25 protein-coding genes and 1 tRNA gene are annotated in these 22661 nt (G+C 54.9%); 6 read left to right on the top strand and 20 right to left on the bottom strand.

Features of this window, described 5'->3' with window-relative positions; all coding sequences use genetic code 11:
• Positions 1-223: 223 nt before the first annotated feature.
• Positions 224-697 carry a chemotaxis protein CheX gene (locus STSP2_RS15380; RefSeq protein ID WP_146663616.1) on the bottom strand — a complete coding sequence of 158 codons (474 nt, stop codon included), beginning with the start codon at positions 695-697 and terminating at the stop codon, positions 224-226.
• 194 nt (positions 698-891) lie between these two features.
• Between STSP2_RS15380 and STSP2_RS15375 the strand changes: the two genes are divergently transcribed.
• Positions 892-966: transfer RNA gene (locus STSP2_RS15375), tRNA-Pro, on the top strand.
• 102 nt (positions 967-1068) lie between these two features.
• Here STSP2_RS15375 and STSP2_RS15370 read toward each other — a convergent pair.
• Positions 1069-2226, bottom strand: a complete 1158-nt coding sequence (locus tag STSP2_RS15370; protein ID WP_146663615.1) for a tyrosine-type recombinase/integrase — start codon at positions 2224-2226, stop codon at positions 1069-1071.
• Between the two features lie 787 nt (positions 2227-3013).
• On the opposite strand from STSP2_RS15370, the gene STSP2_RS15365 reads away from it, so the two are divergent.
• From STSP2_RS15365 to STSP2_RS15355, 3 genes are all read left to right on the top strand, one after another.
• Complete coding sequence (locus STSP2_RS15365; RefSeq protein ID WP_146663614.1) at positions 3014-3556, top strand: hypothetical protein; 543 nt, start codon at positions 3014-3016, stop codon at positions 3554-3556.
• Entirely contained in the window at positions 3546-4169 is a 624-nt protein-coding gene (locus STSP2_RS15360) for a zinc-ribbon domain-containing protein (protein ID WP_146663613.1), read from the top strand. The genes STSP2_RS15365 and STSP2_RS15360 overlap by 11 nt, the downstream gene beginning before the upstream one ends.
• Before the next feature lie 75 nt (positions 4170-4244).
• Positions 4245-4970 carry a hypothetical protein gene (locus STSP2_RS15355; RefSeq protein WP_146663612.1) on the top strand — a complete coding sequence of 242 codons (726 nt, stop codon included), beginning with the start codon at positions 4245-4247 and terminating at the stop codon, positions 4968-4970.
• Here the strand turns inward: STSP2_RS15355 and STSP2_RS17400 are convergent.
• Complete coding sequence (locus STSP2_RS17400; protein WP_169853268.1) at positions 4967-5137, bottom strand: hypothetical protein; 171 nt, start codon at positions 5135-5137, stop codon at positions 4967-4969. The two genes, STSP2_RS15355 and STSP2_RS17400, sit on opposite strands and share 4 nt — an antisense overlap.
• 174 nt (positions 5138-5311) lie before the next feature.
• Between STSP2_RS17400 and STSP2_RS15350 the strand changes: the two genes are divergently transcribed.
• Positions 5312-5539 carry a hypothetical protein gene (locus STSP2_RS15350; RefSeq protein WP_146663611.1) on the top strand — a complete coding sequence of 76 codons (228 nt, stop codon included), beginning with the start codon at positions 5312-5314 and terminating at the stop codon, positions 5537-5539.
• Between the two features lie 66 nt (positions 5540-5605).
• Here STSP2_RS15350 and STSP2_RS15345 read toward each other — a convergent pair whose 3' ends face one another.
• From STSP2_RS15345 to STSP2_RS15320, 6 genes are all read right to left on the bottom strand, one after another.
• Positions 5606-6025, bottom strand: a complete 420-nt coding sequence (locus STSP2_RS15345) for a helix-turn-helix domain-containing protein (RefSeq protein WP_146663610.1) — start codon at positions 6023-6025, stop codon at positions 5606-5608.
• Position 6026: 1 nt separating this feature from the next.
• Positions 6027-6587 (bottom strand): hypothetical protein, encoded by a 561-nt coding sequence (locus tag STSP2_RS15340; protein ID WP_146663609.1) that lies wholly within the window; start codon positions 6585-6587, stop codon positions 6027-6029.
• 61 nt (positions 6588-6648) lie between these two features.
• The gene (locus tag STSP2_RS15335; RefSeq protein ID WP_146663608.1) at positions 6649-7110 is read right to left on the bottom strand and encodes a hypothetical protein; all 462 of its coding nucleotides are present in this window, start codon (positions 7108-7110) and stop codon (positions 6649-6651) included.
• 209 nt (positions 7111-7319) lie between these two features.
• On the bottom strand, positions 7320-8330 hold the full coding sequence (locus tag STSP2_RS15330) for a hypothetical protein (protein ID WP_146663607.1): 1011 nt from the start codon (positions 8328-8330) through the stop codon (positions 7320-7322).
• Positions 8331-8405: 75 nt separating this feature from the next.
• The gene (locus STSP2_RS15325; protein ID WP_146663606.1) at positions 8406-11978 is read right to left on the bottom strand and encodes a hypothetical protein; all 3573 of its coding nucleotides are present in this window, start codon (positions 11976-11978) and stop codon (positions 8406-8408) included.
• Positions 11979-11980: 2 nt separating this feature from the next.
• Positions 11981-14098: a hypothetical protein gene (locus STSP2_RS15320; protein WP_146663605.1), complete on the bottom strand. Its 2118-nt coding sequence runs from the start codon at positions 14096-14098 to the stop codon at positions 11981-11983.
• 69 nt (positions 14099-14167) lie between these two features.
• On the opposite strand from STSP2_RS15320, the gene STSP2_RS15315 reads away from it, so the two are divergent.
• Positions 14168-14863: a hypothetical protein gene (locus tag STSP2_RS15315; RefSeq protein ID WP_146663604.1), complete on the top strand. Its 696-nt coding sequence runs from the start codon at positions 14168-14170 to the stop codon at positions 14861-14863.
• On the opposite strand, the gene STSP2_RS15310 is transcribed toward STSP2_RS15315, so the two are convergent.
• The 11 genes from STSP2_RS15310 to STSP2_RS15265 all read right to left on the bottom strand — a co-directional run bounded on the left by STSP2_RS15310 (position 14830) and on the right by STSP2_RS15265 (position 22655).
• A complete protein-coding gene (locus STSP2_RS15310) occupies positions 14830-15204 on the bottom strand; it encodes a hypothetical protein (RefSeq protein WP_146663603.1) in 375 nt (124 codons plus the stop codon). The two genes, STSP2_RS15315 and STSP2_RS15310, sit on opposite strands and share 34 nt — an antisense overlap.
• 3 nt (positions 15205-15207) lie before the next feature.
• Positions 15208-16800 (bottom strand): hypothetical protein, encoded by a 1593-nt coding sequence (locus STSP2_RS15305; RefSeq protein ID WP_146663602.1) that lies wholly within the window; start codon positions 16798-16800, stop codon positions 15208-15210.
• Complete coding sequence (locus tag STSP2_RS15300) at positions 16800-17267, bottom strand: hypothetical protein (RefSeq protein ID WP_169853267.1); 468 nt, start codon at positions 17265-17267, stop codon at positions 16800-16802. The genes STSP2_RS15305 and STSP2_RS15300 overlap by 1 nt, the downstream gene beginning before the upstream one ends.
• A 65-nt stretch (positions 17268-17332) precedes the next feature.
• Entirely contained in the window at positions 17333-18058 is a 726-nt protein-coding gene (locus tag STSP2_RS15295; protein ID WP_146663600.1) for a hypothetical protein, read from the bottom strand.
• A 66-nt stretch (positions 18059-18124) separates the two neighbouring features.
• Positions 18125-19036: a hypothetical protein gene (locus STSP2_RS15290; protein WP_169853266.1), complete on the bottom strand. Its 912-nt coding sequence runs from the start codon at positions 19034-19036 to the stop codon at positions 18125-18127.
• A 36-nt stretch (positions 19037-19072) separates the two neighbouring features.
• Complete coding sequence (locus tag STSP2_RS15285) at positions 19073-19855, bottom strand: hypothetical protein (protein WP_146663598.1); 783 nt, start codon at positions 19853-19855, stop codon at positions 19073-19075.
• Positions 19852-21459: a hypothetical protein gene (locus STSP2_RS15280; RefSeq protein WP_146663597.1), complete on the bottom strand. Its 1608-nt coding sequence runs from the start codon at positions 21457-21459 to the stop codon at positions 19852-19854. Before STSP2_RS15280 ends, STSP2_RS15285 begins: the two co-directional genes overlap by 4 nt.
• Positions 21456-21767 carry a hypothetical protein gene (locus STSP2_RS15275; RefSeq protein WP_146663596.1) on the bottom strand — a complete coding sequence of 104 codons (312 nt, stop codon included), beginning with the start codon at positions 21765-21767 and terminating at the stop codon, positions 21456-21458. The genes STSP2_RS15280 and STSP2_RS15275 overlap by 4 nt, the downstream gene beginning before the upstream one ends.
• 14 nt (positions 21768-21781) lie before the next feature.
• Positions 21782-22297 (bottom strand): hypothetical protein, encoded by a 516-nt coding sequence (locus STSP2_RS15270; protein ID WP_146663595.1) that lies wholly within the window; start codon positions 22295-22297, stop codon positions 21782-21784.
• The gene (locus STSP2_RS17395) at positions 22294-22461 is read right to left on the bottom strand and encodes a hypothetical protein (protein WP_169853265.1); all 168 of its coding nucleotides are present in this window, start codon (positions 22459-22461) and stop codon (positions 22294-22296) included. The genes STSP2_RS15270 and STSP2_RS17395 overlap by 4 nt, the downstream gene beginning before the upstream one ends.
• The gene (locus STSP2_RS15265; protein ID WP_146663594.1) at positions 22458-22655 is read right to left on the bottom strand and encodes a hypothetical protein; all 198 of its coding nucleotides are present in this window, start codon (positions 22653-22655) and stop codon (positions 22458-22460) included. Before STSP2_RS15265 ends, STSP2_RS17395 begins: the two co-directional genes overlap by 4 nt.
• Between the last annotated feature and the right edge of the window lie 6 nt (positions 22656-22661).

Below are 22661 nucleotides of genomic sequence, written 5' to 3'. Positions count from 1 at the left end.
CCAAATCAGCCGATTTGCCCCAAAGTCTTATTTACAAAGTGTCCATCTGGTACTTTTACCCATAGTTCACATCCGCACCTGTAACCAGAGCCGCATCGACATTTGTACCGTAATATCCGGCCTGGTAACGAAAGATGTGTAGGTGGTTATCTGGCATGAACTGGTTGTTACGGCCCAGAGAAGGGCAGGGCGTACCTGTCCGAAAATGACCTCTGACGAGCTTCTATTTCTGCTTATAAACTACGGACATCTGCAGTTCATGCTCGCCGGATTTGACAAATACGTCAGCCACTTCACCGCCGGTACCCGCTCCAGGCGACGGATCCTTGGCCTGAATGACCATCGGGACAGAGATCTGTATCTCGCCTAAGTCATTTGCAATACGGGACTTAAATCCGCCCAGCACAAGGTTCACCACCTCGCCCAGCGCATCCTCGACCTCCTCGTCGCTTATCTCGTCCTCCGCACCCATCATCAGCATACTCCGCGAGACCATCCTGGCAGTATCCAGATCACACTGCACAACCACCGCACCCTGCAGCGCCCCCATAAACGTTATCGAACCCACCATCCGGGGCGTGTTCTCATCGAGCTTTTCCAATTTATCAACGCGATCTAAGTCCAGCATTATCATGCACTTAAACGCTTCTTCCGCTGCCTGCCACAATGGTTCGGTAAGTGTTTTTTCTGCGATCATTTCCCTGTCCTGAATAGTAGGCTGATTTTACAATCTATCTTTCGACATGATAAAAGCCTCAGTTAAGCTCCAACTTCCAGATTCGCAAAAACTGATATAAGTCACTTGAATCCAACGACTTAGATAAAGATGCCTTTTTGCGCAAAAAAGCATTGTCAAGCCCCCACCCACCCGGTACAATTACTCGCCTGTATCGGGGCGTGGCGCAGTTTGGCTAGCGCGCAGCACTGGGGGTGCTGAGGTCGCAGGTTCAAGTCCTGTCGCCCCGATTTTTGTAACTTGTTGGGGATTCAGGAGTTATCTTCTGGATCGACAATGATTCGCGTGTGCCGAAAACGGCACTTTTTGGCACACGTGTTTTTTTGCCCCTTTTAAGCCACTCCCGCCAGGGCGAAACTCGACGCCTTGTTGGCCTTTTCCAGCAGTGTTTTTCGAGTCGCCGTGTAATATTTCATCGTCGTCTCGATGCTGCTGTGACCGGCGAGCTGCATCACCTCGTGAGGCTGCAGGCCGGACTCGAGCCACTCGGTGATCACCGTTCGCCGCAAGTCATGGAAAGTCGCGTTTGAAATTTTCGCGGACTTGCAAAGCTGCGAAAATTCCGCACTGAACTGCCAGTCGGGGCACAAACGTGCCACATCGGAAAGCCTGCCTCGCATCCTCGCATCGAGCTTGTTGTGATACACATGCCCGCTGATCATCAGATACGGCTGATCGTCGTCCAGGGCATTGCCGAGCTTTTTGAGCAGGGCGGCCAGCTCCGGCACCAACGGCACCTCGCGGGCATCATGATCCTTGATCCGCCACCGCCACGTCGTCGACGTCTTCGCCTTGGGCTGAACACGGATCACTCCGCTTCGCTCGTCGATGTCGCCTCGGCACAGATTCAAGACTTCCGCCCGCCGCAGGCCCGCCGTCTTTGCAGCCAGTATCCTCGCCCGCCACAGATCCGAATCGACCACCCGCCAAAGGGCGGCAAACTCCGCCGGCTCGTAGACCCTGACAAAGCCTTTCGCCTCGCGAAGTCCGCTGACCGACACGAACGGATTTACAAATATCCACTGGTGCCTGATCGCCCACGAAAACACCGGCGAGATCGACTTGCAGTAGCTGTTGACCGTCGGCGGGGCAAAGCCCTTGGCGACGAAAAAATTCTGAAACGCCTCGGCGTGCGAGTAGTCGAATTTTTCGAGCATGATGTCGCCGACCACCTCGATCAGGTAATCAAACGCCCTGATCGTCTTGTCACGCGTCATCGCCGCCATCGACTTGTTCGCCTGCAGGTACACGATCATAATGTCGCTGAGCCGCTGCCTGCCGCCCTCGCACCCGCCCGCGTCAAAGCTGCCCAGCTCCACTTCCTTGCGGAGCTGCTGGCGTTTTGCCCGCTCGTAGCTGCCGTGGCCGAGAGAGATTCGGACACGCTTTCCGGTTTTAGGGTTATTAAAATCTAAAAAGAACGCACCGCCGGTTCCCCGACGGCTCTTAGTTTTGCGAAATCGCAATTTTACCAGTCTTTTTTTGGACATAGCTGTCTCCTTTCGACCGGCTGCGATCCGCCTGAACGCAATTTTCAATACTGATTATACGTTGCAGACGGTCCGCAGGGCAACAATTTTAATTAATTGCATGCGACCCCGCGCTGCCAAACCACGCATATTTAAATTTCAAAGAGCACGTTTATTTGCTTATTCGACGCCGGATTTGACAAATCCGGTTAAAAAATCTTTGTTACTCTCGATCTCGCGAAGGCGTTTATGGGACCTTTCGCCGCGATCTCGTTTAATTTATACCGTGCCGGCGGTTTTTGTCCGCCGCGTCCTGCTGCTGTCGGGTAGAATATATACAGGGCAGTCACGCGATGGACAGCCCATCGTCGACGAACAGTACATACAATTGATTACTTGGGATAATGAAATATACCCGGCGCGGTCGGAACCGGCGCCGGGCCGAGGAGTACTCCTGCCGCACGGGCCGCCTGCGTAGGGGGCAGCCGTGGAATCGGCGGGAGCTGTGTGAGAAGCGATTGTGACTGTGTTCGTGTGTCTCTCGGATCCGCCGAACGTCCGGGCGGAAGAAAGGTCGGGACGACCGTGCCGTGAAGTTTTTGCCGATCTGTGTTCCAAATTTGATTTGCGACCTGAATTTGTCATTTTGTCGGCCAGCTCCTATCGCTGATTAAGTACTCCTCGTTGAGTATGATTTTATAATTAAGGGAGAATACAAGAGGCTGCAAGTAAAAAGTACGGGAATTTCTGGGGAAGTACGAGAAGATTGGAGGTTACACTTAGTTAAGTGTCGGTGTAATATGCGCTTATGGCACGAGGACCAAACGAAAAAAATTTCGGGGCAGACATAGAAAAAGGGCTTGCCGAGCAAGTCAACGCCTACATTGACCAGCACGGTTTGGTCAGACGGAAGTTGATGACGGTACTGCTTGAACTGTTTATGCGGCTGCCGGAGCACGTCAAGGCGATGCTGCTGCACGCCCCGGCGGGCAGTGAGGGCTTCGAGGAGCTTGTGCGGGGGATCGTGCGTGATGAGCTGGCCCGCTCGGGCGTTGATGCGGAGGAAAAGCCGCGAGAGCCCGAGCCGCTGGGCGAGGCGGTGGCGGCCGTCGAGGACGCTCAGACGCATTTTGAGGTACTCGCGCCGGAGGACCAGGCCAAACTCAACGATCTGCGGACGAAGCTGGCACCCAAACCCGCCGGCAACGAACGAGAGCAGATGCAGGAACTGAAGGAAGCATTTAAAAGCTGCGATGAGAAGGTGAGGGAGGAATTTTCAAAGATGATCGCCGACCAGGAGGGCGTCTCGCAGCGACTCAAAAAGCTGGAGGAAAAGGAAAATGCAGGTTAGATGCGGCAACTGTCAAAAGGTTTACGAGGTCGGAGAAGACTGGGCGGGCAAAAAGGTAAAGTGCAAGGCGTGCGGGCACTCGTTCGAGGTGGCCGAGCAAACCAAACCTGAACCGCAGGCCGAAGACGAGCAGGAGCAAACTGAACAGATTAGATGCCTGGATTGTTATTACAGATTTTTTCCGGACCCAAATGACGGTAATCTTGCAGCGTGCCCTCGGTGCGGGACCTCGCATGTCCGGACCAAGCGATCAACAAAAAGTGATGGTCGGTTGCAAAAAGGTCGTCGCGTAAAAATGCCGTCTGACAATGACAGCATGGCGGGCCTCTTTATTCTAGAGGGAGCTATGCTCCTTACGTTCACAGCATTTGTCGGGCTTGGAACCATGGATGGTGGTATAGAGGGGGCAATTGCAGGCGTGATATCAGTCATCACCGGAACTTTTGCACTTGCCATGATATCTTCGGGTATTGCGGCTAAAGTACTGCGCATCAGCGAAATGATCGCTAATCAGCGAATCATTAGAAACGAGCTGATCATGCTGAACGAACAGCTCGACCAAGAGGATGCGGAAGGGGCGGGCGTGAAGATTTCCCGCGAAAAGGTCGGTTGACCGCTTGCGGGGGCGTGCTTTTCGGGGTATATTTTTATAGTTTACCTGCTTAAAAATATTCTTCAGGAGGCGAAAATGAATCGTTCGGCAATGATTATCTGGTTTGTGATCATGGGAATGTTGTGCTCTTTGGGCGGATTTTTGGGCGGTGTGCTGACCACCAGGACAACGCAGAGCGAGATTGGTGCAAGGATGGCTGATGCGGATAAGACGGCTGTCAAACTGGACAAGCTCAGGCGAGCGAACACCCGGCTTGAAGCGAAGCAGGATATTTTAGTCGAGAAAACATGGGAGTTGGGGAGATTTGCAGGGCGTATAGAATCATTTGCGCGTTTACGGAATTCAGTCTGCGAGTATTTTAAGCCGACCGACGACGATCCAATTGACCACGTCAAAGATATGATGAGCAGGCCGGAGACGAAAAACGCAGCAAGACTTTGTATTGGATTGTTTAGTATTTTAGAACCGAAAATAGATGAGTTGGAACAAGAAGTCACCAATTGGGGGGGCTCTCACTTTGACAATAATTTATCGATGGTTGCGGGAAACCTGCAAACAGCAGCATTTTGGGAAGCAAAAAAGCAATCAGACATTGTGAAGTTACTTAACAATAGCAATGTATGGTTGATGTCTGTTTATACCGCTAGTGAATCGGCTGATGAAAGCCTGGCCGAGAGCATCGAAACAGCCTATGACGGCGTCGTTTCCGTCTGGGATGACAAAGTGCCCGGATACCCTGAAACGGAGCCTCTGCCCGAATCGCTGGTGCCTCCGTTGTCTGTCTCCGCTGCGGGGGATTAGTCGCTCAGCCAGTCGTGCAGGGCGATCAGGTAAAGGGTATCTTTTTCGCGGAGTCTTTCCTGGATATTTTTCAACAGCCGTTCGCGGGCAAAGTCCAGATCACGGGCGGTTCGTTCGTCTGTTCGTCTGGGCGCAGATACAGCGCTAACGCTTGATCGCTTGTCCATGGTCACCTCGCAAAATCGATAACAACTGGCGGTTGAAACCTCCCTTGCACAGGAATTATCGGCCCGCAAAGTGGTTAACATTACCGATTTGCGGGCGGTGTGCTGTGTTTTGCTGTCAAAATCTGTCAATTGCTGTCTTTTGCATACGCCAAATATCTGGTATTATCTGCCGCCATGGCACGAACACGCAGGACAATCAGACTCAGCGATCACATCGGCGAGCAGATGGAGGCGTACAAGGACTCGACAAGCATACCGTACCAGGACATCGGCGACGTCGGTGTGTTCCTGGCGGTAAGGCTGACGCCCAACAGCTTTTTCAAGATCAAGGCGAAGATACGCACCGGCGAGGAGCTGGAGCCGGGCGACGTGGAGTTTGCGGGGGATGAAGAAAATTTTTAAAAAAGGGCACGCCCACCGCGGACGTGCCCCGAGTTGATGATAACGCCAAGGGCGTTACCTGATCGGCTATCTGATGCTGAGGCCGAGCGCCTCCAGGATCAACTGCAGTTTGTCGCTGCCCAGCGATGCGCCCTGCAAAAACCGGTAGATCGTGCTGTCGGGCACGCCGGTGAGCTTTTCGAGCTGCCAGGGTTTTAAATCCTGCTCGGCCATCGCGTCTTTGACGATCTGCCGAAACTGCGTTTGACTGCGAGAGAGCATGTAAGTCAGGTTCGGCGAGATGGTCAGATTGCGGTTATGGCGGTTGCATATCTCGATAAATTCCGGCCAGGTCGCCGCCTTCTCCGCATACTTGACAAACTCCTCATCGCGGGTGTCGTACCAGATGGTCTGGTCATATTTGCGTAACTGGTCGATGTATACCGCGCCGCTCAAATCGCCTCGCTCGCGTCCGTAACTGCTGCCCATTGGTTTGTCGGTTGTCATGTTAATTGCCCTCCTCAATGCACTCTTGCCACGCATTCGCACCCATTGCGACTTCGTCGCCGCCCGGGTCAGCCAGCTTTAAAACTTTATCCCTGTTGCGATTTATGATATCCAAGTGCTCTTGCTCATACTCATTTTCACCCCAATAGTAGCGAGCGAGTGCGTCGTAAAGTTTCGCCAAATTGTAAACATCTGAATCATCCCCGACTAAATCATAATCGTCGGGCGAGTGCTCATACATCATCAAGATAAGGCTAGCTTTGCAATAATATCGGTAATAATACGCGATGCCGTCGTGCCAAATTTCGTAAACAGGCACGGGCGAATCAGTCAATGCAACGGTCAGCCGTGTCCGCATGTCCTCGTTGTATTCCGCGAGCGTGTCTTGTAAATCAGGGTCTTGCAAAGATTCCCACGGCCTGATTACGTTGTTGTCGCTATATTCCTCGAATTGCTCTTGCAGCCAGTCGGCTATCTCGCCGAGGTCGTCGCTTTCGATTTCTGCAACTGTACGCTGGTTTCTGCCTTGACATTGCTGGCCATATCTGTATTCAAGTTTCATTTTGCTACCTCCTGTTTTTGGGGTTTTAAGCATGCCCCGCCGAGGCGGGGCGGTTGGTTGGTTAGTCTGCCAGATTGCGGATGCGACGGCAGCGATCACTGCTCTCGATGCGTGCCTGGCGGTCGGCTGCGGCTTCTGCGGCCTGCTGCTTTGCCTGTGCTGCTATCTCGGGGTTATCGGCGTCGAATGCCTCAAGGTCCTTTGCTGCCTGCATTGCGGCAGCGTAGGCGGCTGATGCGGGGTGTGCACTGCTGTAGCTGCGAGATACCAGGCTCGCCCTTTTTGCGAGCAGCTTTTCGGTTTCGCTCGGCTCAGTCGGCTCTGTGATGCAGTGCTCGTCGACAACACGGTCGATCTCGGCCATCGGCTTGCGGCTCAGTGCGTTGCGGAGCATCTTGAGGTTGCACTTTGTGACGATGTAGCATCTGCCTTCGGCGGCGTGATCTATCTCGATTACCATTCTTGCCCCGTCAATGGTTTTTGCTGCTTCGCGTGCTTTTGTGAGTGTTTCATAAGTCGTCATCGTTTTGCCCTTTCGTTTTTTTGATTATTAACTTGTTATCACCAACTCTATTAAATAGTATACTGCATATTCGCAGTAAGTCAAAAGGAAATACTGCGTTTTTGCAGTAATTTTTCAAAAGGGCAAAAAAAGTGCCCGGCGGGGCCGTTGTGTCGGCCTGCCGCCGGGCGGGGGCAAAGTGGTGGGCTCTTTTTAGTGCTTCAGCCGGTTCAGAAGCTGATCGAATCGCCCGCCGGGGCGGTGATGCGTGCTCCGTAGTTTTTGATGCTCGATCCGCTTGCCAGCGACAGCGTGCGGGCGGCAAGGCGGAGGTTGGAATTGTACCACGCCTCGGAGACCTCGGATGCACCGCTGCCGATCTGCTTGCGATACTGGCTGTTGGTCGGCTGCTGAGCGTCGAGGGTGCCGCCGCAGCAGACGAACTTTTTGAGGATGCTCACGTCCGTGTCCGCGGTCTGCCATATCAGCCTGCCCGCCGGGTAGATATTGGCGAGGTTGCAGTCAAGGCCGGTGGCGGTGTCGCCGTCGGATCCCCAGCGCAGCATCCCGCCGAAGATGTCGACGGTGTCGATGGGCGAGTTCCAGGTGACGGTGCCGCCGACGATGATCAGGTCGGCAAGTGTGCCGTTGAGAACGTCTTTGCAGCCGCTGCCCGCCGAGATGGTCGCCGCCTCGAAGCTGGTGAGTTTGTCGACCGCTGTGCTGTCGGCGATGCTGAGGGTGCCCGAGATCGCGAGTATCTCGGCGAATTTGGCGACGTTTGAGCCGTCGTTCTCCGCACCGGAGAGATAGAGCGTGCCCTGTGCCTTATTGACGACGAGCCTGTCGACGTCGGCGTTGACGCCGGTGCCAGCCGAGACCTTTAGATAGACGCTGCCTTCGCCCTCGATGACCGCGTCGCCGCTGCACTCGAGCTCTAGGTACGAGCCGTCGGCTCCGATGTTGCCGTCGTAGTCGGCGGAGATCGTCACCGCTGCCAGGTCGGGAGTGCCGGTGCCGGTCGCGTCGATGTTGGTGTCGATGTCCTGGTACCTGCCGTCGGTGTCGTTGTAGGCTGCGCGGTTGTCGATGAACACCTCGTCGCCCGCCGCGGGCTTGGCGCAGCCGGTGTCGTCTGCGACCAGCCGCCAGTTGCTGCCGGTGTATCCGCCCGCTGCGTTGTCATAATCCCATTCGCCGAGGTGGTCGGTCGCGCCGCCGTACCAGTATTTTTTAGCCATGATCTATAACCTGCCTTTCTGTTTGTAAGTATATGCGTCGTTCCATGCCTTTCATTCAGGCGCCTCTAGTTCGAACTAAGGACTGTACGCATCATCCCAGTCCGTCCAATCGACGTCATAGAAATTCGATGAAACAGTGTTTCCTTTTGTGTCCTTAGCCTTTACTTGGTACTGCCAGCTTCGGGCGTTGTTATTATCTATTTGGTACTGGACATCGTCTTTGTCCAAGAAGTGGTGTGTAAATTTTATAGTTGTGGACCAGCTACGAGAGGGACCATCATTAAACTTTTCTGAGTATTGATAACTAACCGGAGGGCTGCCACGATCCTCCATTATGTAGCTTTCCATTACAAGAACCCAATCGGGCTCGTAAGTCTGATCAGAATAAGGTGAACCATAGTCACCGTTATAATAATCAGCATTCAGGTCTGTTATCTTAGGGGTGTTGTACATTCCAGCAGTTGGCTGCGGTGGGTCAGTATCAGTGGTAGGATCTTGCGGATTTTGATCTTGCAGTTCATAGGTTCTATCCCAAATTTCTAAGTCATAGTCATTCCATTGGTACTCAACCAAGAACTCTTGATTTGGATCGGCTTCGATACGAGCACGGGAGAATAGAACGCCATCGTCTGGATTGGTCCCGCAAGTAATAACCGTAACTGGATGATCCAAGTATATTCGTACATATTCATAGGTCCCGTCCCCCATCGGCTCCATGTCAATATACCGGTAGACAATGTCATAACCCGAGCCGATAGGAAGACTAACAGTTGTTTTGCCGTCCACGTTTACTTTGGGGGATATATAACCGCAAGGCAGCGGATCGTCATCATATTGGTCGTAATAAGGCACATCCCCATTGTCAGATGCTTGCATTTTTAATCGACATCGAACCGTATTTTGCGGCAATGGGACTCTGTCGCTGTGCCAGCCTTCGTCTATAATAAGACGGAACATGTGCTCTCGCCAAAGGTTTGTAACGCCACCTAAGTACTCCTTTGGATCGGAATATTCAACTTCAGACCACCCAAATTCTTTTGCAATCCAAAACGTGCTGGGATAGTTGCCCGTGTCCTTGACACCCTTTTCCCTGAATTCAGCAGGATCAGCGGGCCTATTTTGTTGAATATAATTCTCCCACTGATTCGTCACATCTTCAGCCGAAGAGCCCTCCCAATACTCCATTCTGGTTAATTCATAATTCCAATTCTCTAAGCTAGCTCGTATTTCCTTAAACTTCAAAAGATGGAGCAAGTCATGGCATTCTCTTAAAATGTTTAGCAGGTTGTCCCAGAAACCTCTTTGATTTGTGTCTCCGTAGTTTGCTCCGTGGCGACTGGATATGTATGAATTATAATAAACTGTGTTAGAGCCCGAAGGCATGTCCTTATCAAAGTACAGATCAACTCCTCCACCGTCCGCGTACTCCGCTTTGATAACGGTATAGGCGGTAGGCGTTTCATCCCATATTTGATGTCCCGCCTCGGGTGCGTTGGATATAGCTGCTTCAGAAATGTTAACCTTATTAGAACCGTCTGCCGTAACCGACCAGCTATCTGAAGCTGCGAAACTAATCGAAGGGGTGGTGGTTAGAAAATCATCGCTGCACTGATCCTTTACAGGAGTTTTTCCATCGCTGCTCGAACTATCATCTTCTTTCCAACGCTGTGGCCAGTTATCCCCTCCGGTATTGGATCCATCCCCGAATGTATCACTGGGCAAGGTAAGATCGGGTGTGACTCCGGTAACCTGCTCGTGTGCAATCATTTTCCAAGGCTGATTCTTTACACATCCGAAACTATATTCAAAAGTTGGACGGATAGAAACGGTAGCTTCATCGTACTCCGGTGGATTGGACCAACCGTGATAAGAATTTTCGCCCTCGACAACTTCATTCGCTTTCAAATGGTCTTCGGGATTCCACGCTGTGTCGCCATCGTCTATGTATAAATCAAAATGAAAACTAGTTGTGTCTCTTAGTTTCCAAAGCAAAAATTCAAAAGCACTGCCATGACAGCCCCAATACTCGTCATTTAGATTTGCGTACTGTTGTTGGTATTGGTTTCTATCAGGATTCCAAGCTCCCCATCCTGAGATATAACCGTCCGAACCGTCCGAACCAAAAACTTGTCCATAGGTTCTCTTCGGATCTTTGTCATCGTGCATGCACGTTCCGGACCAATGTTCTTGCAGCCAGTTCCACTTATAACTTAAATCAACCGGCTCCGACCATCCGTACATATCGGCAGCTAGTTCTACCCAATTTTGAATAGCCAAGGAAGAAAGTTTTGCACTGTCCTCCCAATCGCCTCTTGGGTTATCTTCTATGCCATCCCCTTTGGCATCTACAGGCGACCTATGCACTGTGGTTATGGTATTCCCGATCCAACTTGCTTTCCAATACTGATCCGTCCATGCTGAACCATATATTGCATTACTAGCAGTTTGATACCATTTGTGAAGTTGAGGGTGTTGAGCCCCTAATGTATTGGGGTCAGTTATATGCTTAGCATTTATCTCGGGAGCTCCTTTGAATATCCATTCGTTGCGTTCGGTGTCATAATACTTACGAGGATACGTCTGTTCGCGCCAGTCTACGTCCTGTGGTAAATAAGCGTGTGAAGGATTTTCTTGATTGAATCTATAGGCACTGCCTGTGGGGAGAACAGTTTGTCCTCCGTGATCCCAATCCCATCGACATACTATTCTGTCCGCGTTACGATCGAAATGATGATAAAAACATGTATTGACAGCCTTTCCCCATTCAGTGGAATTCATAGCTCTGTCACCACCAGCAGGAGGTCGATTGGGATTTAACTCAGGGTTGGTTGAATCGTGTATAAACCATCCAGCATTTTTCCATTGACGAAGAACCCACCATGTTCCTCCGAAGTCGCAAGAGACTGAGCCCGACATGGACGGAGGTGTCAAGGAGTTGTTTCGATTATCTTTCAGAGACACCTCTAGATCCGTGCCGTTTTGTAATCGACCAGACACCCATACTATACGGTTATTCCACGCCGAATTGGAGGAGGACAGAAGGAGAGGAGTGCCAGGACGGAGTTGATGATATTTCTCATTGGTATACGACAAGATCAACTTGCCGTTAGTGACGCCCGAATAAGAGTGAGAAAAGGATTCTTCATACCAAAGAATAACCGAGCCTGGCCCGAAAGGATCTTCGTAGTCATCATTATCGGCGGTAGATTGCACGGAAGAATCTGAAGCATAAAACACATCCCCCCTCGTACCGTCATAGGCCTTTGTACCCGTCTCACTATATTCCCATGCATATCGTGTTTGGTTTTCGTCATCGGGAGAGGTGTAAGAGTTGTCCACCCCTTTCATGGTTCCGAAAAAACCAAACTTCCCTCTACTAACACCTTGTGAGAACTGTAAAATGTCGGAGGACCATCCGCCTGCCTTACTATCAATATCTATCCCATAATTACTATAACTTGGGGCTGGGTCACCTGTCAAGACATCTTTATAATATGTTCCAGTTGGGCGGTTTTGACCATCTTTTCTTGCATATCGACCATACACCATCAAGAACACAAGAAAACGTAAATCATTATACGCCTTGCCGTCAAATTCTACACCTGACTCGTCCCACGGAAATTGTTCAAATTTATACCGCTCACTCATACCTATACCATCGGCCAAACAACGCCTATTTTACCATCCGTTTCGTCTACGCACGCAATTGTGCGAGGCGAGCTGTTTCCGACATACATCAACGCCGGAATATGCCAGTCGGATTCGCCCGACGGCTTGACCAGTTCCACCGCTTGACCGACAACAAACCACGGCATCCAGTTGCGCAAATCTTGCACCGTGCCGGGCTCGTTGGTTACTTTGTCAATGGTGATCTCCGGGTCCTGTGCCGTGCCGCTGCTGTCCAGCAGCTTAACGCCCAACGCGGTCTGAGGCGTGGTGTAATCGAGCTGAGTAGTAACCTCCGCCCATGTGGTGGTATCGCCTCCGCCTCCGCCTTCGCCGAAGAGGTCAACGCAGTACCAGGTCGCGTCGCCGGTATCGTTTTTGAGTTGTGCCACGAAGATGATGCTGCCCGCCTCCAGCGTGGGCGATACGTCGCTTAGATCGGTTCCGCCGATCAGCGAGCAGTTTACGGTGATTCCGCTGCCGGTGCCGGTGGTTATCTCATTGCCTTCGAGGTCGTAGAGGTTGGCGGTGATCGTGGCGCCGGTGCCCGCTGCCTCGGTGACCTTCGCCCGGCGTACGGGCGCACCGGCGGGCGGCGGTGGCGGGGGGCTCTGGCGTACCGGGCGTTTGTCGATGTCGGCCTTGGTCGCGGCGAGCCGTTTGTCGATGTCGTTGATGCGGCGGGCGGTCACCTTGAGGTTCGGCAGGTGTGTCGAGCCGGACCGGCCGCCGAGCTGCAGGATGTTTTCGAAATCCAGCTCGACGTGGTCGGTGCGGTAGTGCACCCTGCTGGACCGGTAGTCGGTCTTGATCGATGTGACCACGCTGCCGGGTGCGTCGTGGTCGGTGGTGATGTCGACGTGTTCGAGCATCTGGGCGATGCGTGCCTGCGGCTGCAGCACATCGTTGCGGATCTCGACCTTGAGCCGCTTGCGGCCGTACCACGCCTTTGCCGCCATCAATACGTCGATCAGCCGCTGCGTGTCGTCGCGGAACGTGGAGTTGCCGTTGTATTCGACCGGAGCACCATCGGCATCAACGCCGACATAGGTGCCGGGAACTATCCACCAGTATTCCGCGTCATCGACCTCGATGATAAGCGTACGCGGGTTCTCGGCGGTCGCTCCGGTGAGCGTGTCGGTGACCTCGAACCGCTGGTCGGTGCTGATCATGGCGGTAATCGTCATCCATTGCCAGTTCGTGCCGTGTGTGTCCAGGTCGCTGTCCCAGAGACCCGGTTCGGCCAGCGAAAAATTGTCGCGTGCCATGAGGTACTGGGGATTTGTTTTGACTTCGAATCCGAGCTGGTTCGGCAGCGATCGCACCTGGGCAGGTACCTTCATTTTGTCGGCGTAGACACCGCCGCCGCCCTGGTCGCAAATCGCGAACGGTTTTCGGTATTCGGCGATCGTGCCGGCGGGGTTGTTGTCGACGGGCGGATCCTGCGAATAATCGACTCCTTCTTTGAACGGCAGCATGTCGTGAAACCGCTTGTTCGCGTTCCAGTAGGGGGCGTTCTGCGCGGGCTCGATATGCGGGGCGGGCTCGAGCGTCGGGATCCATTTGGGATTTGCGTTGTAGCCGCCGAGCGTCCAGTCCCAGGTATTGGGTACGATGAATTTGGTGAAAACGTCGGCAAACTTGTCTTCGGACCTGAATTTGTCGTTGAGCTCGGCCTTTGCCTTTTCGTCGAGCTCTGCGTAGCCGTCGGTGTTTTTGGCCGCATCCTCGTATGCCTGTTCCACGGCGAATGGCCAGCCCTTTACAATATCATCTCGCACAGCGTTCCACGTTCCGCACACGCGTATCGGCGCGCCTCGTACGGTGATGCGGTCGTACCGCTGGCTCTGGTCGAGCGTGAGCGAGACGCGGGTGTTTTCCTGCTGCCGCCACAGGTCGAGGTTCTTGCGGTCGTCGAGGGCGTGGCCGGGGATGGTGACGCCGGATATCTCGATCGACTCGTCGATCATCGATCGAACCACCAGCCAGGCGTTGGCGTCGAGGTCGGTGTAGATGTACCAGCACAGACCGCGGCTGCGGTTGACGATCGCGTTGACCGCCTGGCGGAGGCTCAGCGACGAAAGATCCATCATCGAGTACATGCCCGCCAGCATCTCCTTGATCGCCGCGGGCATCCACAGGCGGATCCGCGGCCCGGGCGACTTTTGAAAATGGCCGACGATGTATTCGAGCACATCGTAGTGGCTCCACTTGTCGTCCTGGGCGGCGTTGAAGATGTACGTTTTATAAGTCTCGACGTCGCTGGTGAATTCGTACTTTTTGTCGCTGCGGTTGCCGATCATCTCGCCCGAGACGGCGAGCTGGTTGAACGTGGGCAGATAGCCAAGCTCGACGGGGTCGCTGCCGGGGCCCGCGATGCCGCCGCCGGTCTCGATCCGCCCGCTCTCCATGCGGGTGTCGAGCAGATATTCCAGCGAGTACGCCTTGACGGTCTGGTCGGCGGTCTTTACGCCGCCGCTCTCGCCGAGGATGTCGAACTGCTCGGCGGGGATCACGCCGGTGAACCATATTTGGCGGTTGGTGCCGTAGGCGTCGTCGGCGGCGATGATCTGCACGTACTGATCGCCGTGGCTGGCTGCGTAGTCGCCGCTGAGCAGGGACTGACCGTGCGCGAAAAAGCCCTCGCCGTATCGGATCTTCAGCTCGGCGGTGCCCACCTTCGGGGCGACCGTCTGCTCGCTGCTCAACGGCTCGATGTCCGGGCGGGCGATCCACTGGGCGTGCCAGCGAGACTTCATCCAGACGTGTATCTGTTTGTTTTGATAACTCTTCTGTGCCATCGTTTATCGCTATTCCTTTTTTTTACCACCCGCTATGCCGTGGGCTTGAGAGACCACCTGCCGTAGACCAGGTACTCCGTGCCCGCCGGTATGCTGGTGGCCACGCGGGCGACCCGCGTCACGCGTGCATCGAGCACCATCACCGCGTTGGTCGTCTTGCCGGTGTCGTCGACTACGGTGACGAGCTGACCCTTGTAGGCGGCGTAGGCGTTGGCCGCCTGGTTTGCCGATACCTGCGAGCCGACCGCCTGGACGGTCTCCAGGACGTAGTCGTCGGCCTTAGCGGCTTCCTTGCGAAAACCCGCACCGGCGACGCCGGGCCGCTGGAACGGAACGACCACCGTCGACAGCGAGGGAAGCTGCGGGCCTGTCATCCTCAAAAATGTGATGGTTCCGATCGTGCTCATTGTTTAATCCAGCCCTCCCATCGACCCGCCCACCGGCACGCCTTGATTGCTGTTTTCCATGTTCTGGTTGAGCTTTTTGGTCTCTTCCTTGAGGCTTTTAGTCTCTTCGAGCTGCTGCTTTTGTATTTCCATTTGCTCCCGATACGCCTGTTGCTGCATTTCAAGAGATCGCAGAACGTCTTCCCATCGCTTCTCTGATTCCGGGTTGTAGGCGGGATTAGGAACTTCCTTAGTGTAATAAACACCAGGCACGGTTCCACCGGGCAGTTTCTTTTCGAGTGTCGGATCAGAAACGCGGCTTCTAATCAGTTCGGCTTGCTGTATAAACGGCTCAATGGGCCTATCGCCCATCGTGCTTTCTATTTCCAGGAGTTTTTGAGCTATTTCTTTTTCAGTATAGCCAATCCCCGGGGTATTTCGTAAAACGTTTTCGAATGTTTTACGCGCCTGCCCTGCGGCTGCAGCACGTTTGTCCACCAGCTTAATGTCTTCGGCGGCCGCCTGCCCAATCTGATCGGCGAGGACCTGACTGCCGTATTCGCTTTTTTTCATGTTTTGGAATGTCCGGACATAGTAGTCTTCCTCCCGGGCCTTATCTAATGCCGCTCGCCCGCGTTCGCCGACGCCTGGTCCGAACATCGGAGCGACGGTCGCAACTGTCGGGCCGAAAGCTTTTACGAGCTCATCTTTGCTGGCTTGGTCGGCCCATGCCATCCTCTCGGGCACGCTCATGTCCAGAAGCTGATTTTGCAGTATTTGTTCTTCGGTCAGCTTCTGCCCTGGTTTGCGTTCGATGCGGGCCTTGTTATCCACTTGCGCCATTAAATTTGCAAATGTTGATAGCGCCCGTGGTTTCTGTTTCTGCTGTACGACGGTCGTTAACCTGGCTATCATATCTTCGGGGTCGGCACCCATTTTGACGCTTTTAAATATACCCTGCATGGCGGCGGGTAACTGCTCATCGTATTCGCCCGCCTGCTCGCTGAGAAACTGGGCAAGATCGAAATTGTCCCCTACGTCGCCGCCGAGCAGAAGCTGAAGTTGACCGGCCAGTTTGACCGTATTATCGCGAGCACCCGCAGTAGTGCCCGATGAGAATTTGACCGCCTGCAAAGCCTCTTCTTTTGTGAACGTCGGATCAGCACCTGTCCAAACCTCGTAAGCTCCAACCGCCTGCCGCCTGGAAAGGTTGGGGGCCTTAGCCGCCTCCGCGTAGATGTCGCTGATCATCTTGTCCGCCGCCTGCGGATCTGCGAAACCCATTGAACCGCGAATCGCATCGATAGCAGATTCGGCAACCGTCATATGTGCTTTTGCGGCTTCGTCTTGTTTGCGGATAAGATCGTCATATTCGTTTTTTAGTAACTCCACCCCTGATTTAAATTTATCCAGCGCAAACTGCCCGGCTGCGAACCCTCCGCCTATCTCCATAATCGACCTGGTCAGCCCCTTGGTGGATTTGCTGGTGCGTTTGGTCTGTTTGTTCTGGGACTTGAGCTTTTCGATCATCTTGTCCTGCTTGTTGATGACCTTGGCCATGTCCGCCTGGGCCTTGTCGGGATCCGCCGAGATTTTGAAATCTATTTTTCCAGCCATTATTTGTACACCTTTTTGTCGTTGACTTTTTCCAGGTCGTCCTCGATCATCTCCGTGATCGCCGCGGCCATGTCCCGCTGTTCGCTTTTGCTGGTGGCGATCAGTTCTTCGCCCTTTTTCGGATGGCCCGGCGGTGTCATCCAGAAGTATCGCACGCGGTTGTCGGTGACGAATTTTCCTTTCACCACGCCGCCGGAGTCGACGACCTTGATCGTTCGCGTGAGCTGTTTTTTCGACCGGCCCGAGAACACCAACGGCGGCAGGCCCTTTCTGCGTTTGTAGCGTGCGTAACGCGGGTGCCGGGCGTCGTAGTCGTACCGCCGCTTTGCGCCGGACTTGAAATGTTTTGGCAGGGCCTGTTTGTGCCAGCTCTTGACCACCGTCTTGAGGGCGGCCTTGGTGGCGGACTTGAACCGCATCTTCTTGCCCTCCAGCGAGCCCCGCATTTCAAGTTCCATTACGATCATTTTTTATCAGCCCATCTCGCAGTTAAACCAGTACACATCCGCGAACGTCGGCAGGTAGCCGGGTATCAGCCCGGCACGCCATCGGCAGTATCGCAGTTTTCGTCGGTGCGTTTTTTTTTAGCCTCCGCCTCCGCCGCTTTCTTGACGGTCGGCCAGTCGATCATCGCCATCATCGCCTCTTTCATCGAGTGCGTCGTCACCGCTCTGAGCACGGCAAGCTCGTTTACTCCGATGTAATAGTTCAGGCTCATCGCGTCCGCTATCAGCTCAAGCGAGCCCATCGGGTCCGCCCAGGTGCCCACGACGCCGTCGCTGTCGGGCGAGTGGGCGGCGACGAACTCGTCGAAGAATTTTTCCACGCGGCTGCTCAGCTCGGCGTATCTCGGTATCGGCTCGGCGATCACCCGGCCGTTCTCGAACGTCATCGCCTGCGGCAGTGCCGACCCTCCGTCGATCAAACGTATCGCGGGCACGAGCCATTTTTGTCCGCACATCTCGACCGGATGGCCGCCGATCGCGTCCGGCCGCTGGATGTCGGCGGGCCCTGGCGGGTCGTCGTCGTAGTAGCCGACATGGAATTCGCCGCACGCGCTGGGCATCCACGTCTGCTCGTTCTCAAGGTACATCGCTCGTTTGGCCGGTTCGGCGGTGTGTATGCTGCCGTCTTTGCCTTCGGGCCCTTTGCATTTTCGCCTGGTGATCTCGATACCCTGCTCGGCCATCGAACGCAGTCGCGAGCAGAGCGTGTCTGCCTTTTCGCCCGCCGCGATAAAATATAAAAACTGTCCCATCGTTTTCCCTTTTTCCCTTTTTCCCTTTTTCGTTTTGCCGTTTTAGCTGCTTTTTATTTTAAACAATTACGCCAGCCCGCCGACGGCGATCACGTCGTTGCTGCCGTCGTAGATCGGCGTTATTTTGATGCTGGTGCCCAGCCGCTGACCGGAGCTGCCGGAGATCGGTTCGAGCTGGATCCGCCCGCGGTTGACCGTGAACGATACGTTGGTGCCCGCCAGCGTACCGCCGTTGGTCAGTGCCGCCGCGTTGATCACGCTCTCGGAGCCCTCGGTCTCGTCCTGGGCGGCGCCGAGTATGCCCCAGTTGTCGGAGGTGATGTTGCCGATCTGGCTGGTTTCCAGCGTGATGGTCGGCTGGCGGGTGCCGATGGCCGCGAAGCTGCGGTACTTGTCGCCGCTGCCGCCTTCGGTCCAGGGCGTGATGCCGAAGTCGATCACCGCCTGCTGCACGGCCTCGACGGCTGTGCCGTTGATCTCGCATGCGCCCAGCGTGTACAGCTCGTCGGCGGCTCCCTCGCCGGTGTCCAGTGACTGCGAACCGGTGAACGCGATCGGGGCGGTGGATCCGTCGGAGCTGACGAAGATGCACAGATACTGCAGCGTCGCCTTGCCTCGATGCGGCAGGGTGAGCGTCTGCGGTATTATCAAACCCTGCACCGCGGTGCCCTTGATATGGCTGGTTGCGCCTTCGCGTGTGCCGCCGTTCGTTACCGCCTGGAACCACATGACAAAATTGCTGGCGGCGATCGCCTTGCCGTCGATATCGCCCAGCGTGGCCAGGGCGGTCTTGATGGCGGTGGTGGTAAATGTCAACTGCGGATCTGCGCCCGCCACTGCGGAAAATCCGTTGTCGACGCTGCCGTTGCCGCCCTCGAGCAGCTCGACGAGCTGCTGCGAAAACGTCTGGGCGGTGATGCCCTTGATCAGCGTGGTGTCGTATTTAACACCTGCCAGTGTGTGCATTGTGTATGACATTTTTTATCGTCCTTTCAATTCGTTTTGTAACGTTTTTTAATCGGTCAGGCCCCACAGCACGTGGAACGCGGTCAAATACGCCTCGATGTCATGTGCGTAGCGTGCCGGCTGCATTATCCGGTTCCATTCTCGCGTGAGCAGATAGCCGGGCTCGCTGGAGAGTTTTTGGCAGTCGTCTATCACGCCGTCGACGAAGTTGTGAAAGTCCAGCTCGGCGTTGGCGGTCTGCTCGGCGGCCTGGTACGCTGTCGGTATCGACCGCTCGAACTCGACCTTTAGCTGCCCGCTGCCCGCGTACGCTGCCTCGGCATAGAGCTCGGATCTGTCGCTGTCTGTCGGGCTGATCAGAACGAACGGACGCTCGAACTCGGTGTCCGGGTCGTACAGCGCGATGTGAATATACTGTTTTGCCTGAGCCTGTTTTTCTTCGTCGGTGCCGACGGCTCCGATGTCGTTTTGGAAGGTGGAGCTTGCCGCGATCATATCTCGCAGGGCGGCGGCGGCCTTGCCGAACGCCCCGGTCGCGGTCACCTCGGTCTCTGTTGCGACCGGGCGGAATATCTTTGCGGCGGTGGGTGCGGAGATCGCGGCGAGACTGTCGCTTCTGGCCACGCCCAGTGCTGCGTAGACCCTGGACGCATCGAGGTCGGCGATCACCAGCTCGTCGGCATCGCTGGGCCCGGTGACGAGCCCCGCATCCGTCCAGTCGGCGTCGGCGTCGCTCTTGACGTACATCTGCACATCGTAGCTGCTGGTCACCGCCGCGGTCAGCGTAGTGCCGTCGAGCATGTATGTAATTGTCGGTCGTGTGAGGATCACGCGTCATACCTCCCTCGTACCGGCGGCAGTGGCAAAGAGAGATTATATCGCCCGCGTCCGAACGGGTCGGCACCCAAACTAACCGCCCTCACCCCATCCTCACTCACCATAGTCACATACCCGCCAGTCTCAAGTGCAGTCTGCGTCTGTATGTCGTATGCGTGCATGTACGTGCCTGCGGGACTTGCCGTCTCGTTGAAGGCGTAGTATATGCCCTCTATATTAGAGTCATACTCAACCAGCTTTGCCGCCGCTGTGTGTGGCTGGGTCTTGTACCGCTCCAATATCGCCGCAACATCGTTACGCCATGCCTCTGTAATTGTGCAGGCATCGAGGTCGAGCAGGTGGATGGATGCGGCTCTGACCCTAGACTCCTTTGTTAAGGCAGGCGTGGAGCCTATATATATGCCAGCGGCCATGTCCTCCAGAGGGCCAGCTAAGGCTATGTTAGAGGGATACGCTATAGCTCCGTCGCAAAAGCCATGCCAATAGTCAGAGTTATACGGACGATCAAACTGAAACTTGGCATTGCTGACATTTCCGTCGGAAAACCAATAGAAGTTTGCATCGCCATCATTTGTTTCAAATACCTGTATCCCCACTGATTCCGCCGTCTCCGAAGACACGTATCGCTCGTAATTAGCGGATACACTTAAACCCTTAGTGCTTATCCCCACCGCAAACTTGCCGTCCTTGTGCTGGTTGAGCCAACTGCCTGCCTGAGCACATACAGCATAGCCGCTCACGCCGTCTGTCTTTATCCCCACCTGCCGTGTGGATTTGGCAAGCTGGTTGTAGCGGGAGACTTGCAGGGTGCCGGTTAACTGCGTTGATGGGATATATACATCAGCGATAAGGGCGTCTGTGTACCAACCTCCAGTTGGTTGACCCGCCTCAGTCACAACAGTACCAATTATATACAGGCTTGAACTACTTTTGAAATATATATACCACTTCACCGGATCACCACCCGCCCCGTCAGGGTGCGTGTCCTGCGAAATGTACACCCGCTCGCCGTTATAATAGCCAAGCTGCTCGCCGCCGTGGTCAGTGTCCGAATCCCAAACGTACACACCGCAGGGAGCCGGAGCAGTCCCGCCATCGCCATCGGGGACGGAAGCATCGCCTTTGGCACCGACATACACCGCATCGGGCTCTGAGGGAGTCTCGCCGGTCATGTCGGCAACTTGCAGGGAGAGTGCGGAGAGCTGAACGTACTCAGTCGACTCCAAAGGCCCGCTGGAGCTCAACAACTCCATACTCAAATAGCTGTTGCCCGCACCGGCAGTGACAGAGCAGGTGTACTCTTTGGGCGAGGGTCCTTCGTTAAGTTCCGGCACAACACTGACCGGCGTACCGCCGCCCAGTCCAATGTCAAGCGTTACGTCGGCACCTACGCTGACGGATGACACCGTAAAAGTCAGCGCATACGTTCTGCCTGCAATGATTGGCATTGTGATGTACGCTACGCCGGAGCCGACGGTGGAGTCATCGCCAACGGCCTTGAATTCTCCGCCGGCGGTTTCAGACCAGCCAGCACCTTTCGTCCAATCGGACGTGTCGCCGACCGTATCAAATACCGTGATTGGCAGCAGTTCTATCATTCGCGAATCCTCGCACCAGTCAGCCTGTACCGCACTTCGGCGATAATCTCAGTTATGATGTCTTCAGGCTGATAGATCGTCGGGTTTTCGAGCAGCTCATCAAACAATGCCTGGCCCTGCTCATTCAGGTAGTCGTTGCGAAGTCGCAGCAGGCCGTCGATCTCGACATCGGTATAAAAGCCGTATACGTTCGGGTCCTCATTAACAGGTATCAGCTTGTTAAGTATGTTGATCTCCACTGGATCAGTAGCCGCATCAAGCCTGTCGCGTAAAGACTGTGTTTGTTGTTCGAGTTCTTCTTGGGTCATGGTTATTTCCCTTCTTATACTACTGCCTGTGCGAATTCCGCCGCCCACTCGGTGGCTCCGCTGACGCTTTCCATAAACCCGATCAGGCGTGCCGCTTCCAGCGAATCGACGGCGACGGTGGCGACACCCGCGTTTGCGGTGGCTCCCGTGCCCATGACGTAGTGCTCGCCGTTTTCAGCGACCACATCACGCGGCCACGGCTGGTATTCGATCGTGACCGCCTCGGCGAAGTAGTAGCCGCTCATGCCTGGTACGGGCGTCGCTCCCAGCGTGAACTTTGCCACGAACACCAAAGCGAAGTCGCCGCCTTCCTGTCTTGCCGCCCACACCGCCATTCGGATCGTATCGCCGGTGCTGCCCTTGCCGTACGCGCGGAAAAACCACAGCCCGCCGGACTTGTATGCGTTTACGTGCCCGGGCTTAACCCTGCCGGTCGCCAGCATCGTATCCCAGTCGATCGCATCGACGGCCGGGCCGGTGTCGGCCTCGCTCGTAAGTGCCCTGAGTTCTTTCCATTCGGTTCCGGTCATATCTGCTGCTCTCCGTTCTGCCTGTGTTCTCTTTCGTTTATCTGCAACGCCAGTCGCATCTCCAGCGTCGTAATGTGTTCGTTCAGCTCATCCCGCCACCTGCTGAGCCGTTTGATCTCTTCGGCCAGCCGTTTTTCCTGCGTGGTTTTCGGCGGACTCATCATGTCAGCAGCGCCGTCCCCAGCGCCCCGGCGATGGCCATGAGCACGCCGATCCAAGTCGTCGCCCAGACCGGCAGCCGGTTCTGCACACGTTCCAAAACGTCCCACTGCCTGGCGTCGCTTGCCTTCAAATTTCGGATCTCCGCGTTGATCTCGCCGTGGTGAGGGCAATCCGGTTGATGTTCGTTGTCGGGCATTCTGCC

It is taken from the genome of Anaerohalosphaera lusitana (genome assembly GCF_002007645.1).
In the GTDB taxonomy this organism is placed as follows: domain Bacteria; phylum Planctomycetota; class Phycisphaerae; order Sedimentisphaerales; family Anaerohalosphaeraceae; genus Anaerohalosphaera; species Anaerohalosphaera lusitana.
Note: the sequence above shows the minus strand (reverse complement) of the source record. Positions and strands in the feature narration are given on the sequence as shown.

What these genes read in the sequence shown, in the direction of transcription:
- STSP2_RS15325 (WP_146663606.1), bottom strand. Translation starts at nt 11,978, where the DNA reads ATGAGTGAGCGGTATAAATTTGAACAATTTCCGTGGGACGAGTCAGGT.
- STSP2_RS15310 (WP_146663603.1), bottom strand. Translation starts at nt 15,204, where the DNA reads ATGAGCACGATCGGAACCATCACATTTTTGAGGATGACAGGCCCGCAG.
- STSP2_RS15280 (WP_146663597.1), bottom strand. Translation starts at nt 21,459, where the DNA reads ATGATAGAACTGCTGCCAATCACGGTATTTGATACGGTCGGCGACACG.
- STSP2_RS15355 (WP_146663612.1), top strand. Translation starts at nt 4,245, where the DNA reads ATGAATCGTTCGGCAATGATTATCTGGTTTGTGATCATGGGAATGTTG.
- STSP2_RS15365 (WP_146663614.1), top strand. Translation starts at nt 3,014, where the DNA reads ATGGCACGAGGACCAAACGAAAAAAATTTCGGGGCAGACATAGAAAAA.
- STSP2_RS17395 (WP_169853265.1), bottom strand. Translation starts at nt 22,461, where the DNA reads ATGATGAGTCCGCCGAAAACCACGCAGGAAAAACGGCTGGCCGAAGAG.
- STSP2_RS15370 (WP_146663615.1), bottom strand. Translation starts at nt 2,226, where the DNA reads ATGTCCAAAAAAAGACTGGTAAAATTGCGATTTCGCAAAACTAAGAGC.
- STSP2_RS15270 (WP_146663595.1), bottom strand. Translation starts at nt 22,297, where the DNA reads ATGACCGGAACCGAATGGAAAGAACTCAGGGCACTTACGAGCGAGGCC.
- STSP2_RS15290 (WP_169853266.1), bottom strand. Translation starts at nt 19,036, where the DNA reads ATGTCATACACAATGCACACACTGGCAGGTGTTAAATACGACACCACG.
- STSP2_RS15295 (WP_146663600.1), bottom strand. Translation starts at nt 18,058, where the DNA reads ATGGGACAGTTTTTATATTTTATCGCGGCGGGCGAAAAGGCAGACACG.
- STSP2_RS15335 (WP_146663608.1), bottom strand. Translation starts at nt 7,110, where the DNA reads ATGACGACTTATGAAACACTCACAAAAGCACGCGAAGCAGCAAAAACC.
- STSP2_RS15275 (WP_146663596.1), bottom strand. Translation starts at nt 21,767, where the DNA reads ATGACCCAAGAAGAACTCGAACAACAAACACAGTCTTTACGCGACAGG.
- STSP2_RS15360 (WP_146663613.1), top strand. Translation starts at nt 3,546, where the DNA reads ATGCAGGTTAGATGCGGCAACTGTCAAAAGGTTTACGAGGTCGGAGAA.
- STSP2_RS17400 (WP_169853268.1), bottom strand. Translation starts at nt 5,137, where the DNA reads ATGGACAAGCGATCAAGCGTTAGCGCTGTATCTGCGCCCAGACGAACA.
- STSP2_RS15300 (WP_169853267.1), bottom strand. Translation starts at nt 17,267, where the DNA reads ATGATCGTAATGGAACTTGAAATGCGGGGCTCGCTGGAGGGCAAGAAG.
- STSP2_RS15330 (WP_146663607.1), bottom strand. Translation starts at nt 8,330, where the DNA reads ATGGCTAAAAAATACTGGTACGGCGGCGCGACCGACCACCTCGGCGAA.
- STSP2_RS15265 (WP_146663594.1), bottom strand. Translation starts at nt 22,655, where the DNA reads ATGCCCGACAACGAACATCAACCGGATTGCCCTCACCACGGCGAGATC.
- STSP2_RS15320 (WP_146663605.1), bottom strand. Translation starts at nt 14,098, where the DNA reads ATGTACTCGATGATGGATCTTTCGTCGCTGAGCCTCCGCCAGGCGGTC.
- STSP2_RS15345 (WP_146663610.1), bottom strand. Translation starts at nt 6,025, where the DNA reads ATGACAACCGACAAACCAATGGGCAGCAGTTACGGACGCGAGCGAGGC.
- STSP2_RS15340 (WP_146663609.1), bottom strand. Translation starts at nt 6,587, where the DNA reads ATGAAACTTGAATACAGATATGGCCAGCAATGTCAAGGCAGAAACCAG.
- STSP2_RS15305 (WP_146663602.1), bottom strand. Translation starts at nt 16,800, where the DNA reads ATGGCTGGAAAAATAGATTTCAAAATCTCGGCGGATCCCGACAAGGCC.
- STSP2_RS15380 (WP_146663616.1), bottom strand. Translation starts at nt 697, where the DNA reads ATGATCGCAGAAAAAACACTTACCGAACCATTGTGGCAGGCAGCGGAA.
- STSP2_RS15315 (WP_146663604.1), top strand. Translation starts at nt 14,168, where the DNA reads ATGGCCGACGATGTATTCGAGCACATCGTAGTGGCTCCACTTGTCGTC.
- STSP2_RS15350 (WP_146663611.1), top strand. Translation starts at nt 5,312, where the DNA reads ATGGCACGAACACGCAGGACAATCAGACTCAGCGATCACATCGGCGAG.